9 protein-coding genes are annotated in these 17,885 nt (G+C 46.8%); 8 read left to right on the top strand and 1 reads right to left on the bottom strand.

Features of this window, described 5'->3' with window-relative positions:
- Positions 1–145 precede the first annotated feature (145 nt).
- The 8 genes from ACN083_RS05645 (at position 146) to cydC (ending at position 15,112) form a co-directional block, all read left to right on the top strand.
- Positions 146–1,216 (top strand): PAC2 family protein, encoded by a 1,071-nt coding sequence (locus ACN083_RS05645; RefSeq protein WP_419101856.1) that lies wholly within the window; start codon positions 146–148, stop codon positions 1,214–1,216.
- 333 nt (positions 1,217–1,549) lie between these two features.
- The gene (locus tag ACN083_RS05640; protein WP_419101855.1) at positions 1,550–2,944 is read left to right on the top strand and encodes a hypothetical protein; all 1,395 of its coding nucleotides are present in this window, start codon (positions 1,550–1,552) and stop codon (positions 2,942–2,944) included.
- A gap of 318 nt (positions 2,945–3,262) precedes the next feature.
- The gene (locus tag ACN083_RS05635; RefSeq protein ID WP_419101854.1) at positions 3,263–4,648 is read left to right on the top strand and encodes an RNA polymerase sigma factor; all 1,386 of its coding nucleotides are present in this window, start codon (positions 3,263–3,265) and stop codon (positions 4,646–4,648) included.
- 257 nt (positions 4,649–4,905) lie between these two features.
- Positions 4,906–7,011 (top strand): DNA gyrase/topoisomerase IV subunit B, encoded by a 2,106-nt coding sequence (locus tag ACN083_RS05630; protein WP_419101853.1) that lies wholly within the window; start codon positions 4,906–4,908, stop codon positions 7,009–7,011.
- An 81-nt stretch (positions 7,012–7,092) separates the two neighbouring features.
- Complete coding sequence (locus ACN083_RS05625) at positions 7,093–8,112, top strand: malate dehydrogenase (protein WP_419101852.1); 1,020 nt, start codon at positions 7,093–7,095, stop codon at positions 8,110–8,112.
- 460 nt (positions 8,113–8,572) lie between these two features.
- Positions 8,573–10,144: a cytochrome ubiquinol oxidase subunit I gene (locus tag ACN083_RS05620; RefSeq protein WP_419101851.1), complete on the top strand. Its 1,572-nt coding sequence runs from the start codon at positions 8,573–8,575 to the stop codon at positions 10,142–10,144.
- Positions 10,145–10,162: 18 nt separating this feature from the next.
- Entirely contained in the window at positions 10,163–11,233 is a 1,071-nt protein-coding gene (cydB, locus tag ACN083_RS05615; protein WP_419101850.1) for a cytochrome d ubiquinol oxidase subunit II, read from the top strand.
- A 213-nt stretch (positions 11,234–11,446) separates the two neighbouring features.
- Positions 11,447–15,112 (top strand): thiol reductant ABC exporter subunit CydC, encoded by a 3,666-nt coding sequence (cydC, locus tag ACN083_RS05610; protein WP_419101849.1) that lies wholly within the window; start codon positions 11,447–11,449, stop codon positions 15,110–15,112.
- A 77-nt stretch (positions 15,113–15,189) separates the two neighbouring features.
- Here the strand turns inward: cydC and ACN083_RS05605 are convergent, their stop codons facing one another.
- Positions 15,190–17,793 carry a DNA gyrase/topoisomerase IV subunit A gene (locus ACN083_RS05605; protein ID WP_419101848.1) on the bottom strand — a complete coding sequence of 868 codons (2,604 nt, stop codon included), beginning with the start codon at positions 17,791–17,793 and terminating at the stop codon, positions 15,190–15,192.
- Between the last annotated feature and the right edge of the window lie 92 nt (positions 17,794–17,885).

Raw genomic sequence — 17,885 nt, 5'->3', positions numbered from 1 at the left:
TAGAGACGTAATCAAAGGCGAGATATATAAGAGCTGTATTCCCATACTATCTTGCACTGTGACTAGAAAACAGCTGTTCGGAGTAATACACGATGGGCGAAAAACAAAGAGTTTAACTTTTTGCCGCGTTACGCTAACTTAAGACATGCCCAATACAGAACGTGGGCAACGTTCTTTAACGTACAGATATACTAGAGTATTTCAAGAGCTTAAGAGCACCACAGCACGAGAACATGAGGGAGGGAATATGCTCAGGCCAGAAGACCTATATGAAGAAAAATCTGGGATGCTTAGCCATCCGCGTATTCAAGGGCTTCCTTTGCTCGTATCTCTAGAACCTCCACAAGATATCGGGGGAACCGCCTACGGTGTGGCCGACGTATTACGTAAAGAACTAGAGCATATTAAGCTTGCTGAGTTCGATTTCGACCAACTATGCAGGTACAGGGAACGCAGCTTACATTCTCTATTTCGCAAGGGTCTTTTCAACGAGATGTCTTTACCCGAGGTCAACTTATACCTCATGGAAGATCATCTTAAACAGCCGTTTTTGCTTCTTGCCGGCGCTGAACCTGATTATCAATGGCAACGTTTCGTTCAAGCTGTACTAAAAATAATTCGTCAGGTTAAAAGTTCTTATGTCATGTTGGTGTCGGGATACGCCATGTCTTTTCCTCACACTCGACCCATCGTGGTAACGATTCGCGGCTCCTATGAAGAATTGGTTGCCCCCTTGCGCACCGTCAACCATGTTTTCGAGATGCACCAATCGCACACTGATTTCTTGGAATATATGCTTGCTCGCCAGAACATTAAAACAGTGAAATTTAACGTGCACGTGCCACGGTATTTAGGAGACAACCTTCTACCGCAAGCAGTATTACGTGCCATGGAACATATAACTTTGGTTTCGAAATTATCTTTACCTCTTGAAAAATTGGTAGTTGCCTCAGGGCAAGCTCAAAGAAGTATTAACGAGATGTTCAAAGATAATCACGAAATTGCGTTCCTCGTTAAAAAATTTGAAGAAGAGTACGACAAATATATGCAGCATTATCCTTTCAACATGCTGGAGTTAGATATTCAAGAAAATGATTCTTTACTTGATCGTGAAATAATAGGACAAGAGATTGAAAAATATCTTGAAAATTTAGGGGAACGTTCTTCTTCTGACTCGTCGAACGCCGATAAGCCGGATTCGCCGAGAACCTCATAAATGACACCTGCTCTCGTGCGCATAAAGTGAAAATATCGCTTATATGACTGAGGCTTTGATACGAAAAATTTGTGGTGCTCTAACGATACAGAACTCTAAAATTTTTTCCTTAACTCTCCTTCGGCATTGGGTATGATGCGAGGGCTAGTGACTGCGCTTAACGCATTCTTGTTACCTCTCCTGCCCGACCGTAAACCACCATCTGGATCATCGAAAAGACAGCGAAGGCTGTTTGTATTCTCAACGGATGGATAACGCCTCACCTCTGAACTGTTATCCACAGTTTTCTGATCTCTAGCGCATTTACGTACCTATCTCGAAGACCATGGAGACATGGCATCTTCACATACCCCTCACTTTTTAGAATCTTTAGCTCCACATCCTGGGTCCGCTGCCCATACCGTGGCATATATTGTGCATCAACTAGGCTATTGGCCCGAAGACTCTCTCGTATTAGTCCTCGCTGACAAAACACTTGGCCCGTTAGCTCGCGTCGACCACAAGAAAAAACGCACTCACAAAGAATCCGTTTCTTTGATATCTCATCTATTTCAGACGTTTTCTGAAAACTCATTATCTGAGGGAAACGTACCGCATTTTTTGTTAGCTATCTTCGGACCAAACACCCCTACTCGCAGAAGACAGTTAGAACATCATCTGAATCAACCTCCACATATCGATGAAATTGAATCTGACCAAATAGCATCTACACAATGCGCATACTGGGAACAGGCAGGTTTAGAATCTGCTTCTACGCATGGAAAAACCCTCTTAGACGTCCTCTACATTGGCGAAGTCTCATACTGGTCAATTCATCCTCTGACCCAAAAACTGACATTAAGCGGGCTCATTGATGAAGTGCAACGAACCGACGTCTACCTTAACCTCTTACTATCAGGCTCTTCTGTTGCACCTTGTGAATCAGAAGCACAAAAATACTATTTACCCTCTTTGGAACACAGCTGTGACCTCGAAACTAAGAACTGGTGGGAAGGAGAAATGGTGCTATGGCTCAATGAATACATTCGGTATATCAAAGCTTCAGATAGTACTTATGCAAAAGATTTTCTATCACAAAAATACTTTGAAAATGTTTTGTGGAATCATGCCCTCCAACAAGTTATAGAAGTCTCCACCCAATACCAGCACAGAAAAACAGCCGAGTTTGCTGATGCTATACGAAAAACACTGGACCCACATCTGATCGCTTTCCTCGGCGCAACACTAACGTCGGAGCTGAGCTCACAATCCGTTATCTATACAGTCGCTTTAGGCCTTGAAGAAACAACTTCTTTCTATCACCAATTATCCAGAGCCTATAAGAACTCCTCTGATCACGATATTCTGTGCCCGCTTGGGTACGAACAATACCTTGTCTCGGCTCAAAAACTCATGGTACAGAGGAACGAATCTTCTCAAACCCAGAATACCGACATAATAGACCGTTCACTTAAAAAATTTGCTTCGGTACTCCTTGGAAAGCATCGTGTAAGACCCGATACACAAAGAATTGCTGCTGCAGAAATTATCTGCGCTCTCATTCTTCGCGTCTACGAACAGCCAGAGACGGCACAAGCCTATATCGTTTTAGGGTGGGGGAGTTGGGCTACTGGACAATGCACTAAAGCCCGCGAATACGTCCGGAGGGCCAAAGAACAGCTTCCTTACGAACAGGTATTTCTTAAAAATATAGAACAACTTCCACCATGGCTAGGAAAAGGAATATAGAAGAACGTTAAAAACTCTTGACAATAGAGCTGAAATCTGAGTTTATGTGGTGCGAATTATGAAAAACAGAATCAACGCCACACCGATAACCTACCGCAAGGAGCCATAAATATCTGACATACTCTATTACTGACCCCGTACGAGTCTGCGATAAGACAGTATCAACGAGTTGGAATAATCTACAGATAATCATTGTTATCTAAAGTAGAACTCTCGTTCAATGTTGCTTATCATTATGAGCAGACTTGACAGGGTCTTAGGTGTTTTGACTGCAAGGCACTCCCACTGTCTGTAGTCTGTCAAATAGAAAGGTACTCTGTGTCACCTGCTGCACGTAAGAAGGTTGATGAAGCGGAAGAAAACGCTACACAAACCGCTACTGCTCAAAAGAAAAAAACTACTCGGACTAAAACAACCGCTAAAACTGCTAAGGCTGCTCAAGAACCTAACGAAGCTACTGCTGTAGAAGAAACTAAAAGCACTAAACCTAAAGCTCAGCGCAAAACTAAGAAAACTTCTACTACAAAGAGCGCAAAAACCAAAGCAACTTCTAAAAAAGCTGCGAACGAAGAAGACGAAATTCTTGATGAAGACATCGACGCCGAAGAACTCGATATCGACGTCAGCGATGAGATTCTAGACACCGATGACCTCGATGAGGACGTCGATGATGAAGAGAACGCCAAAAAAGAAGAAAAGAAGCAGACCGAAGAAACTGCTGCTAAGCGTAACGGCTTTGTTCTTACGTCAAATGATGAAGACGACGCTCCTGCCCAGCGCGTTATCGCACCCGGCGCAACCGCTGACCCTGTCAAAGATTATCTCAAACAAATTGGTAAAGTATCTCTTCTGAACGCTGAGCAAGAAGTAGACCTTGCGATGCGTATTGAAGCTGGACTTTACGCAGAACATAAGCTCAAAGAAAACCCACAAATGGACCGTGAGCTTAAAAAAGAACTTCGTTGGGTCATCCACGATGGACGTCGTGCCAAAAACCACCTTCTTGAAGCAAACCTACGTTTGGTTGTATCTCTAGCGAAACGTTACACCGGACGAGGAATGCTGTTCTTGGACTTGATTCAAGAAGGAAACCTCGGTCTAATCCGTGCTGTTGAAAAGTTTGATTATTCTAAAGGTTTTAAATTCTCAACATACGCAACATGGTGGATTCGCCAGGCTATTACTCGTGCAATGGCTGACCAAGCGCGCACCATTCGTATTCCTGTACATATGGTTGAAGTCATTAATAAATTGGCTCGTGTGCAGCGTCAGATGCTTCAGGACTTAGGCCACGAACCTACCCCTGAACAGCTAGGTAGAGAACTCGATATGGCTCCAGAGAAGGTTATTGAAGTACAGAAGTACGGACGTGAACCTATCTCCTTGCACACGCCTTTGGGTGAGGACGGAGACTCAGAGTTTGGCGATTTGATCGAAGATTCAGAGGCCGTTGTACCTGCTGATGCAGTGTCCTTTACACTATTGCAAGAACAGCTTCATTCTGTCTTAGACACTTTGTCTGAACGTGAGGCAGGAGTAGTTGCCATGCGCTTTGGTATGACAGATGGACAGCCTAAAACTCTCGATGAAATCGGTAAAGTTTATGGTGTAACCCGTGAACGTATCCGTCAGATTGAGTCTAAGACGATGTCTAAACTTCGTCACCCATCACGTTCTCAGGTACTACGAGATTACCTAGACTAGGAAGAAAAGATGAAGCTCTAGCAAACTGCTAGAGCTACGAAACATCAAGTACTTCATAGCTGAGCACCTTCGAACCTCTTACCTCATTGAGATAAAAGCCGGTGGCTATCCTATTCGTGGATAGCCACCGGCTTTTATCCATATACGAAAAGAGCACACAAATCCGAAACGCCTAAAAAATTTCAAGGTGCATAGAAAGAATAAAGAACCTAAAATGGGTAGGTCAGTAACCACTCTGCTCAACTAGGGAGAACACCGTGGCAACCTCTTCATATACCGCTCGAAACCTTTCCGTCCTCGAAGGGCTCGAAGCCGTACGTAAACGCCCCGGTATGTATATCGGTTCAACCGACTCTCGTGGTTTAATGCATTGCCTCTGGGAAATTATTGATAACTCTGTAGACGAAGCTCTTGCCGGATACGGGCAATCCATCGACATTGTTCTGTACCGTGATGGCTCAGTAGAAGTTCGTGACGACGGGCGAGGTGTCCCGACCGATATCGAACCTCGCACCGGACTGAGCGGTGTGGAAGTGGTGTACACCAAACTCCATGCTGGCGGAAAATTCGGTGGAGGTTCCTATGCTGCCTCTGGCGGTCTGCACGGTGTTGGCGCTTCCGTTGTTAATGCTTTATCAAGCCGGTTAGATGTGCAAGTAGACCGTGGTGGGAAAACCTACCAAATGAGTTTCCGTCACGGCATCCCTGGAGTGTTTAAAGACGGGCGGACACCAACACCACAAGCGTCTTTTACCCCTTCACAAAAAGAAAACGATTCCTTAGTTGTTATTGGCAAAGCTAAACGAGGTGTGACCGGAACCCGCGTACGCTACTGGGCTGATCCACAGATTTTTACACCAGATGCAAAGTTCAGTTATCAGGAACTTGCTCAGCGTGCTCGCCAAACCTCATTTCTCATTCCGGGTCTACGCATCGCCATTCGTGATGAACGTCGGCTAGCTGGCACTCCAGGCGAACACGACACCTACGAAGAAGTGTTCCACCATGATGGTGGTATTTCTGAATTTGTTGAGTATCTTGGGCATGATTCATCTGTGACAGATATTTGGCGTTTTCAAGGGCGTGACACCTTTACTGAAACTGTTCCTGTTCTGGATGAAGAAGGGCATTCTCAGCTTCAAGAAGTGGAACGTGAATGTGAAGTTGATATTGCCCTGCGGTGGGGGATTGGATATGACACGACTGTTCGTTCTTTCGTTAACATTATTTCTACCCCTAAAGGCGGCACTCACCTAACAGGCTTTGAACAAGGGCTTTTGAAGACCTTTAGAAAACATCTGAGTGATAATGCCAGAAAATATAAAGTTGGTGCTCAGGATAAATTTGAAAAAGACGATATTCTTGCTGGACTAACAGCGGTACTCACTGTTCGTTTAGCGGAACCGCAATTTGAAGGACAAACAAAAGAGATTCTTGGTACCTCTGCGGTGCGTCAGATTGTCTCGAAAATTGTGAGTACTCAACTAGCCCAGAAACTTAAAGCGACAGCTCGTGCTGATAAACAGCAAGCTCATTCCTTAAGCGAAAAAGTTGTGGCTGAGATGAAATCACGTATCTCAGCGCGAGTTCATAAAGAGACTCAGCGGCGAAAAAATGCTTTAGAAACAAGTTCTATGCCCGCGAAACTTGTGGATTGTCGTTCTCACGATGTCGCTCGTTCTGAACTTTTTATTGTTGAGGGAGACTCTGCTCTAGGAACAGCGCGTCTGGCTCGTTCGTCAAGTTATCAGGCTCTTTTGCCGATTCGCGGAAAGATTCTGAACGTTCAGAAAGCTTCACTGACGGATATGTTAGCTAATGCTGAATGTGCCGCAATTATTCAGGTTCTTGGTGCAGGCTCTGGTCGAACCTTTGATGTCGAAAGTATCCGTTATGGCAAGGTTGTGATGATGACGGATGCTGACGTTGACGGCGCACATATTCGTACTTTGCTTTTGACCTTGTTCTATCGTTATATGCGCCCTATGGTTGAAGCCGGTCGAGTTTATGCTGCGGTGCCTCCGTTGCATCGAGTTGAAGTCATCCATCGTGGACGGGCTAACGAGATGATTTATACGTATTCTGAACGTGAGTTAGAAGAACTGTTGCGCCGTTTAGAAGATGAAGGAAAGAACTATAAAGAGCCGATTCAACGATATAAAGGGTTGGGTGAGATGGATGCTGACCAGCTCGCGGAGACGACGATGGATCCTCGCCATAGAATGTTGCGTCGTATTCGTATTGAGGATGCGCAAGCTGCTGAACAGGCTTTCTCTTTGTTGATGGGTTCAGAGGTTGCTCCGCGTAAGGATTTCATTATTAACAGTGCCCATAAATTATCTGATGATCAGATTGATGTTTAGGAGATTCTGATTAGAAGGACTTGGCGAGGTATTTAACCTCAACCGCTATGATAGTGAGCTGTAACACTATAGTATGGTGTTATGCTTTCTTCATATTCTGACAACGTCGTCACGGTAACACTTACTGGAGCTGCTGGGAACATTGGGTACGCCGCACTTTTTCGTATTGCTTCAGGGGAGTGGCTCGGCCCTAACACAAAAATTCGGCTCAATCTCTTAGACCTACCTCAAGCGATGTCATCGCTTGAGGGGGTGGCTATGGAACTGGAAGATTGTGCTTTTTCGCATCTTTCTTCTATCAACATCTATGATGATCCTTATCAAGGATTTGATGGAACAGATATCGCTTTATTGGTAGGGGCACGCCCTCGTACTCAAGGTATGCAGCGGGCTGATCTTCTAGAAGCTAATGCCGGTATTTTTTCGGTGCAGGGTCAAGCGCTTAATGAACAGGCTTCTTCTCAACTTCGGGTAGTAGTTGTGGGGAATCCTGCGAATACTAATGCTTTGATTTGCTCTTCTTTTGCTCCAGATATTCCGCTCAGCCGTTTTAGTGCATTGACTCGTTTAGACCATCAGCGTGCGCAGTCAATGATTGCGAAGACGTTAGCGGTTGAAGTGCAAAAGATTGCTGGTGTAAGTATTTGGGGTAATCATTCTGTGGCGCAATATCCAGATATTTTTCATGCCACGGTTGACGGTATAGCTGTAGTTGACGCACTAAAACAGCAAGGTAAAGGAATTCAATGGATTGAGGAGGAGTTTATTTCTCGCATTGCTGATCGTGGTGCGGAGGTTATTCAAAAGCGAGGGTCTTCTTCAGCCGCTTCCGCTGCTTCTGCAATGCTTGAACATATGCGTCTTTGGCTGGGTTCAGAGCCTGTTCAAACATCTATGGCTGTTGCGAGCGACGGCTCTTATGGTGTTGCTCCTGGGGTATTTTGTTCTTTTCCTGTGTTGTGTTCTCGTGGGCAGTGGCAGATTATTCCGGGATTGTTAGAAGATGAGTTCTCGAGAGAGTATGTGCGTCGTTCTGTCGATGAATTATTTTTAGAGCGCGAGAGTGTTGCTCGTTTAGGGCTTCTTGGTCCGCGTGGATGAGTGCTTGCGTCCTTTTGCTTTGCGACACGCTGGTGTTTGAGTAGAGATAAAGTGTAATAATTTTTATGAAAAAAATCACCACTATTCTCTATGGTGTTTCATGACAGATTGTATAAAGGTGTCAATATACGGGTGGAAAATCTTTACGAGATAGTTTCAAATCTACTTTTTCTCATTGGCTAAAAACTCTTTGAAGCACCCAAATAACACTGTCTGACTAGGGTAAATGTTGATGCTTCGGGGAGTGTTGTCAATTGTTGAAAAAAGCCCAAGACGTAAAAAGTGCTTACTGTGAAAATAACCTTTAGAGCAACGTCAAGTCCCCAACCTAAAAGAGTAAATGACAGGGTGTAAACGACTATAAGACAAACCTTGCAACACACCGTAATCTAAATGTGATAAAGCGTGAGTCTCAACAACTCACGGCTCACACATTAAGGTTTATAAAAGGATACAAGCAGTGGATCCACTACTTATAGCACGGTGGCAATTTGGCATCACCACCGTATACCACTTCTTCATGGTGCCTCTGACACTAGGTCTCGGCCCTCTTGTCGCGTACTTCCACTGGAAATACGTCAAAACTGGAAGTGAACGATTTAAACGTCTCACCAAATTCTGGGGAAAACTCTTCCTCATTAACTTTGCTATGGGCGTCGCAACGGGCCTTGTCCAAGAATTCCAATTCGGCATGGCATGGAGCAACTACTCACGATTCGTCGGCGACGTCTTCGGTGCCCCCCTAGCAATGGAAGGCCTCTTCGCTTTCTTCTTCGAATCCACCTTCATCGGACTATGGATCTTCGGCTGGGGTAAACTCTCACCTAAAATTCACGCATGGACTATCACCATCGCCGTTATCGGTACCTGGATCTCTGCATACTTCATCCTTGTAGCAAACTCTTGGATGCAACACCCCGTCGGCGTAGAAATGGTTGATGGACGCCCCGTCATGACCGACATTCTCGCCGTGCTCTTTAACATCACCGCGGTACTCACCGTCCCACACGTTATTACCGGTGCACTACTCGTCGGTGGAGCCTTCCTCGTCGGTATCTCTTGGTGGCATCTTTGGAAACGCCGTAAAGACGGAATTGACACCGTCGTTGACGGAAAAGTCGTCATCGGTGAACGCGCTGAAGGCATTCGCGACAAAGAAGATTTTCACGCTTGGCGCTACGCCCTACGTTTCGGCGCAATCGTAGCCCTCGTCGGATTCCTCGGAACCGCCTTCACCGGCCACGCACAAGCCCAGCTGATGATTCAACAACAGCCACTTAAAATGGCAGCTGCAGAAGCCGCCTGCGAAGACACCACAGCGTTTTCCCTCTTCTCCTACAGCACCAACCCCGGTAGCCAGAACTGTGCAGATATCCATACTGTCCTAAAAATTCCTGGTCTGCTCTCCTTCCTTGCTCACGAAAACTTCACAGAAGAAGTACCCGGCGTCGAAACCCTCCTCAAGGAATACCGCGAACAGCTAGGAACTCACTACCCTAACCAGCCAGAAGTTTACGGCGAGTACGCAGGACAAGAAATTCAATACACACCGCTGGTTGAAATTACCTACTACGGCTTCCGTGGCATGTTCACACTCGGTGGTATGAGCGCATTGATGGCTATCTACGCGCTATGGATAACCCGCAAAAACGGTACCGGCACAGTTCCCGCATCCAACGGCATCAAGAACCTACAGCTTGTAGCACTATGGTTCCCATTCCTTGGCAACGCCGCTGGATGGATTTTCACCGAAATGGGACGTCAACCATTCGTTGTTGCACCAAACTTCCAAGGCGACACCGCTGTTATGATGTTCACCGCCGCCGGTGTCTCGCCAGAAGTATCAGCAGGAACCATCCTCTTCTCGCTGATTACGCTAGGACTACTCTACGGAGTCCTCGCAATCGTTGAGATATACCTGCTCACCAAATACGTCCGCTCCGGTATCGTGGCATCCATGCCTGAACTACTCGAAGACGACGAAGACACCAACCACGATGAAAAACGCGACGTCCTCGCGTTTGCATACTAAGAAGAGAGGACGAACACTATGAACATCTTCGCTGACCAGCCTCTGCTTCCTACTATATGGTTCATTATCATCGGCGTATTCTGGATTGGATATCTCATCCTCGAAGGATTTGACTTCGGTGTCGGCATGATGATGTCAAAAGTCTTTTCAAAAAACGAAAAAGAAAAACGACTTCTTCTCAACACCATCGGCCCTGTGTGGGACGGAAACGAAGTCTGGCTTGTAACCGGAGGTGCCGCAACCTTTGCAGCCTTCCCCTTCTGGTATGCCTCACTCTTCTCCGCGCTATACATCCCACTCACACTAGCGCTCGTATTCCTTATCCTACGAGTGGTAGCTATCGACTACCGCGGAAAACAGAATACCGAAAAGTGGATTAACTTCTGGAACGCATCCATCTCCGTGTCCTCCTTCTTCCTCGCCTTCCTTGTCGGTGCACTCCTTGGAATCACCTCAACCGGACTGCCCATCAACGAAAACGGCGACGTCGTTGGAGCATTCACTTGGATATTCAACCCCTTCACCTATATCGGTGGACTCGGAATTGTCCTCTTCTCGTATCTACAAGGGCTTGCCTTTATCGCCCTCAAAACAGACGGAGAAGTGCGTTACCGTGCGAGTAAAACACTAGTACGGCTCATGCCATTAGGTGTTCTGCCCTGCGTTATCTGGGTGCTTTACCTACAATTCACCGGTATTAGCGCCGGAATACTCTCTTGGGCCATGGTTGTTTTTGCTGTTATTAGCTGCGCATTTGCATACCTCAAAGCACGTGCAGGACGTGAAGGTTGGACCTTTGTCGGAACTTCACTGTTCATCACGGCTGGTGCTCTAGCTATCTTCCTAGCGCTATACCCCAATGTCTTCCCCTCAACATTGGACCCAGCCTACAGCCTGAACGTCGCTAACGCCTCAAGCTCTCCCTATACCTTGACGATCATGACGTGGTTAGCATGTCTGATGTTGCCTTTCATCATCTTGTATCAGGCATGGGGATACTACATGTTCCGTAAACGTCTGACCGTAGAACATATCCCCGATGCACATGACGCTACTGACCTAGCAACCATGTCTAAAGGAAGCCACTAAAACACTGCTGGCTCAGAAATAGCGCCTAAAACGCTACTTCAAGATTAAGCGGGTGCGCCTATGAATCATAGGCGCACCCGCTTTCATCTATCACTCATCACTGACATCACAATAAAACCTTCTGCCCATTCACCAGAAAAATATATTTTTCAAAGGTAGACTTCAAAAAGAACATCTATCGAAATCTTCATACCTGAAAGTTCATCGTTATCTATGGATAAGCGTCCTCCACTGGGGCCTAACGCCACAACCAACCTCGGCATCTTTGCGCTCATCACCATCATAAAAACGAGTGCTACAGTCCTTTTTGCCGCTGTCCTCGGCACAGCCATCGCCTATATGGCTAGGCTCACCTATGCTGCAATACACCGGAATCAAATCTTTACCAGCGACTACGACCGTCAGCAAGCAATCTTTGGTGGTAATGCTGAGGCACACCTAGACGGCATCTGGCTCGCAACTTTCGGGCAAAAACCAACCGTTATGATGCTGTTACTCGTTGCTTTCATCGCACTAGTATTACGTGCAGCAAGCGACTGGGCGCTGAGCTATTTCGCGCAACGTGCAGCCACCGGAACAAAATCAACTATCCGTGCACAACTGATTGAAAGAGTCCTTGCCACCGGAGGAGTAGACACCCCAGACGGTACTGGCGGAACAGCAGTGCTCATCTCTCGAGGCCTCGACGCTATCGACGACTACTACACAAAAACTCTTACCGCACTTGTTAGCACCGCGGTAACGCCGATTATGATTCTTTGCGTCTTAGGGTTCTACGATTTAACCTCCGCAATAGTCATCATCGCAACATTGCCCCTAATACCAGTATTCATGGTGCTCATCGGCAAAACCACGAAAAAAGATACTGAAAAAGCTCAACAAGAACTACTGCGTCTGTCTGACCATATCGTTGAACTCGTTAAAGGCCTACCCGTTCTCGTTGGGCTTGGACGTGCTCGTGCCCAGTCAAAAGCTCTAGCAGAGCTAGGGGAGCGGTACCGTAAAACAACAGTATTCACACTACGCTCAGCGTTTCTTTCATCTTTTTGGCTTGAACTACTCACCACCATTTCTATCGCGGTCATTGCGGTACTTATTGGTGTCCGCCTAGTCCACGGAAATATGGGTCTGGATGTGGCACTACTAGCATTACTTTTAGCTCCCGAATGCTATCAGCCATTACGCGACGTAGGTAGCGCCTACCATCAATCTGAGGATGGCGTAGCTGCTCTACGACGTGCCCAGAGTATCATCGACCGTCCTCTCCCCGAAGAGAAAACGTTCTTTGACGGAGAAGAACTAAGCATCCAAAACGTCTGCGTCACATATCCCGGACGAAGCCAAGTTCTACACGACGTGAGCTTTACCGTTCCGCATGGAAGTACCGTCAGCATTACCGGACCTTCTGGCTGCGGAAAATCTACCTTATTGGGGGTTATCAACGGTGCCGTAGCTGACGGGCTAATCCCTACTGGCTCTCGCAAATCCCTACAGGTCAGCGGTGAAGTACGTGGCACCGGATCTATCGTATGGGTGAGCCAATCACCGGCCTTTATCGCAACCTCAGTGATTAACGAAGTTGCACTTTACGGATTCCCCGCCGTCGTTGATAGCGAAGAAGACTTTGCCGCCGTACTCAAACTTTTGAGCGAAACCGGCCCTCTCTCTCTATCCGCACGCGGACGTGAACGATACCGTCAATACCTACGAGTGGTGGGGTTAGAAGATTTCGCCGACCTCGCTCCAGAATCTTTGAGCGCCGGCCAAATGCGCCGTCTAGTCATTGCGCGAGCACTGGCTCGTGTGGACGCATTAGAACGAATCGGCGAAAAGGTTACCGTTCTCGTTGATGAACCAACAGCCCACCTTGATGCAATCGCATCAGACCGCGTCAATATTTCGTTAGCTGCTTTAGCTACCACGGGGGCTACACTACTTATCGTCACTCACGACGAAGACCTTGCACGACGCACCGATTTCCGTCTTGACGCCACAACTGATGAACGAGGAACCGCAACATCGTGGACTATGAGCCGTAGCACCTCTATGGGATGGGACGTCGAAAGCTTTAAAGAATCTTTGCGGCAACATTCAGCTGAGAATCCTCAGGCAGCACCCGAGAAGAAAACTCAGCGACCCCATTCTTTAACGTACCGACAGCCACGTGGTTCGGTTCTTCAAACGCTCAAAGATATACGTTCCTTGACAGGTATCACCTTCAAGCAGAGCTTGATGCCTATTATCTTATCTGCTTTAGCTCTATCATTTTCTATTATGCTGACGGCACTTTCTGGCTGGCTCATCGTACGAGCCGCAGAACAGCCTGCCATTATGTACCTCATGGTCGCCATCGTCGGAGTACGCTTCTTTGGACTTGGGCGAGCTTGCACTCGTTATGTAGAACGTTTACGCACACATGACCTTGTGCTCAAAGCAGCGAACTTTTTAAGAGTGAGAGCTTGGGACTCTGCCGGACGAACCGTACTATCTTTACGTTCGCTTCTTCGCGGAGACCGAATTCTTAACCGTCTTGTTGGCGATATTGACGAACTACGAGACGCCTTACCACGAGTCATTCTTCCTGTTGGCTCTCATGTGACGGTGATGATTTTGGCTGTTGTCGTTACGTTGAGTGTTGCTCCTATAGCTACCCCCATCGTTCTATGTGCAGCAGTTATTTCTACGCTGGTCATACCAGCATTGGTTCGATACACTGATCATCGCGCTGACGCTATTGCCCGATTCTCAACCTCAGAATTATTACGTTTAGGGGTCTCAACTCTTGACGCTGCGGCAGACCTTCGCGCTAACGGCCTGAACTATCTAGCTGCTGCAGCATTCAAAGAAAAAGACCAACGTAACGTCGAATCAATCCTTGCAGGGTCAAAAGCTAGCGGTTTTGGGCATGCCTTGACCATCGTGACATGGTGGGGTGCTGCGATAGGAACCATCGTCATCACCTGGGCACAAGTTCGTTCTGGAGAACTGACTGGGCCGCTAGTTGCAATCATCCTTTTGATGTGTACTGCCATGGGAGAAAGCACTGCCGGACATATCGAAGCAGTCCGAGGATGGCCCGCATTAGCCGAACTCGTACGACGGATGCGCCCCCTCGTCGAAACAAACTCAGCGGAGCACACTACCACAGATGTTGCCCAAACTCGTCAACGTTTAGGCACCCCGATTACCTTGTCCATGGAAAATGTGGCAACCCGTTGGCCTGGCATGAAAGAGCCTGTCTTCACGGGACTTAATGCCTCTATCCGTTCTGGGCAATGGCTTGGTATTACTGGTGTCTCTGGTGCAGGGAAAACAACTGCTTTAGCAACATTGCTAGGATTCTTACCCGTAGAAAATGGTGCTATTAGCGTCAACGGAGAACAACTAAGCAGTGAGGATCTACGGGGGTATGCGGCCTGGTGCCCACAATCCGCGTACATTTTCGAATCTTCTATCGCGAATAACCTAGCATTAGCAGCTTCGGCGAAGAACCGCCCTAGTGAAGCTGAAATGTACTCTGTTTTAGATAGAGTGGGGTTAGGAGATTTTGTGCGTTCTCTACCTGAGGGGTTGAACACGCCCGTTGGTGCGGGAGGTTCATATGTTTCTGGCGGACAACGTCAACGTATCGCGATTGCTCGCACTTTATTGACACAGTCTCCACTTCTTTTGATGGATGAACCGACCGCACATCTAGATGCCCCAGCAGCACGTGCTCTAATCGCAGAAGTGTCTCGTGGAACTAAAATAGATGCGGCCACGATGAAACATGTTGCTCAGCCTGGTTCCGGTCTTCAAATACCGCCAGCAGTCGTCTTAGTCTCTCATCGACGAGATGATATTGAAGCCTGCGACCGTATTGTTGAACTATCACCCTAACCCGTAGATACAAGAATGCCGTGGCCACTCATCTTCATGGGCAGCCACGGCATTCTTGTAGCAGAACACGTTATTTTCTACGAGAAGAGTGTTCCTTCAAGAGATAATTCAGCTTCACCTGAAGTTTTCTGGGAGGTTTGTTCTGCTCCAGAAGAACTACTGTTCGCTTCTGTTCCAGAGTTCGGCAACAACCATTGAGTGTATTGATATGAGGAACCTACCGTAGCAATAGACTGGGTGAGGGGGATACCTGAATCGTCACGAGCAGAAAACTCCGTCGGAACAGCTCGTGCTACACCTGCAGGGCTAACAGCTTTTAATGGTCCGCGACCAACGAAAGCTAACCTCAAAGAGGACTCACCCGATAAGAGACGGTGACAGCGAACGCCACCGGTGGCGCGTCCCTTCTGCGGGAACTGCTCAAGTTCTGTGACTTTTGCGCTATCTTCAGTACCGCCTTGAGCAACTGTTATAACAACAGCATCACTATGAGAAGGCGTAACACCAAAAGCAATGACACGGTCTTTTTCAGCTAGTTTGATACCGGCAATACCGCTACCACCTTTGCCTTGAGGACGTACCTTATCTGCTGTGAAACATAATAACTTCGCCTGCTCTGTCACAAACGTCAGAACATCATCCTCATGTGCGCATACTGCCACCGAGATAACCTGATCTTTAGGTTTAAGCGCAATAATATCCCAGCTATCAGCATTGAGCGGGTAATCAGGATTAACTCGTTTAACAACACCTTGAGCGGTGCCTAAAGCAATAATTTGATGAAGCGGAGCCAACCCAATAATCTTTTCAGAACGCCCTAACGAAACAATCTCGTCTAAAGGAACGCCACTAGAAAGTATTGGTGTCCCTTGAGAATTCTCAAGAACAGCAAGATCCATAACGTTTACCCGAACCATACGCCCTAATGAGGTAACTGCTGCTATCTCAGAACGGGCACTAGTAGCAATCACTGAAACTAACGCATCATGTTTGAGACGTTTTGTTGAATCTGTGAGTGCCACAAGACCATCAGGATACGGCGTACTTCTACCAATACGCCCCGTTGTAGAAAGAAGAACCCAACACGGGTCATTCGCAATTTCTAAGGCTAGGCTACCGCGTGCAATCTTCTGGTTAGAAGAGCTCTTTGCCTGAGCAATTTCTTCAGCTAAACGATCTTTTGATGTCAGAATCGTGCGTCGATCTGTCCCATAAGTATCTGCTACTTCTTGCAACTCATCAGAGACAACAGTATGTAACCGTTTCTCATGCGTTAAGATATCCTCTAATTCTGCAATAGCATGAAGCAACTCATCACGTTCTTTTTCTAAATCAAGACGAGAATACTTTGTGAGCTGACGGAGACGAACCTCCAAAATATAATGTGCCTGAACTTCACTTAAATCAAAGACCGTCATGAGACGGGCTTTAGCCTGAGAACTCTCATCCGAAGAACGAATAATTTGAATGACCTCATCAATATCAATAATCGCGATGAGAAGACCCTCAACTAAATGAAGACGTTTTTTCTTCTGTTCTAGACGGAACACGGTACGCCTGCGAACGACCTCAATACGATGGTTAACGTAGACACGCAAAAGATCTAGAAGACCGAGGGTCTGTGGCTGCCCATGTACTAAGGCAACATTATTAATGCCAAAGGAATCCTCTAAAGGAGTGTATTTGTATAGTGAGGCAAGAACAGCTTGAGGATTAAAACCATTTTTAACCTCAATGACCATACGCAAACCATTCTTACGGTCTGTCAGGTCTGCTACATCAGAGATACCTAGAAGTTTCTTTTTTTGAACCCCATCTTTAACTTTCTCAATAACTTTTTCAGGCCCTACCATATACGGTAACTCCGTAATCACAATGCCTTGTTTTCTGGCAGAAACCTGCTCAATAGTGGCTTTGGCACGTGTTTTAAAAATACCGCGACCATGAGCATAAGCATCTTTGATACCGTCAAGACCAACAACGGTTCCGCCGGTTGGAAGATCAGGCCCAGGAATAAACTTCATGATTTGAGAAAGCGTAGCGTCAGGGTTCTCAATCAGGTACCGCGCCCCAGCAATCACCTCACGAAGATTATGCGGAGGCATATTCGTAGCCATGCCTACTGCAATTCCCGAAGAACCATTGACTAACAGATTAGGGAAAGCAGCGGGCAAAACAGAAGGCTGCATCAATTGGTTGTCATAATTGGGAACAAAATCGACAACATCCTCATCTAAATCTGCTGTAAGCGCTAGAGCTGAAGACGCCATACGCGCTTCTGTATATCGAGATGCTGCAGGCCCATCATCTAAAGACCCAAAGTTGCCATGACCATCAACAAGAGGCATCCTCATCGCAAAAGGCTGCGCTAAACGCACCATTGCATCATAGATAGCACCATCACCATGAGGGTGAAGTTTACCCATCACCTCACCAACAACACGAGCACTTTTCACATGCCCTTTAGCAGGAGTCAAACCCATCTGCTGCATCATATACAAAATCCGTCGCTGTACCGGTTTGAGACCGTCTCTGGCATCAGGCAAAGCTCGGGAATAAATCACCGAATACGAGTACTCCAAAAAGCTCGTTTCCATTTCGGAAGATACATCAATATCGACAATGTTTTCTACGATATCTTCAGGGTAATCATCCTGCAGAGTTGTGCCGCGGCGGGCCATATAAACCTCTTCAATAGCTGACGGGGTAGGGTCATAAACATTCTACCGTTCGGTTCTGAGAATACTGTTCTTTGAAAGAACCAACACAACAG

Source organism: Rothia sp. CCM 9418, assembly GCF_048512825.1.
Classification (GTDB): Bacteria; Actinomycetota; Actinomycetes; order Actinomycetales; family Micrococcaceae; genus Rothia.
This window is presented reverse-complemented; position numbering and strand designations above follow the sequence as displayed.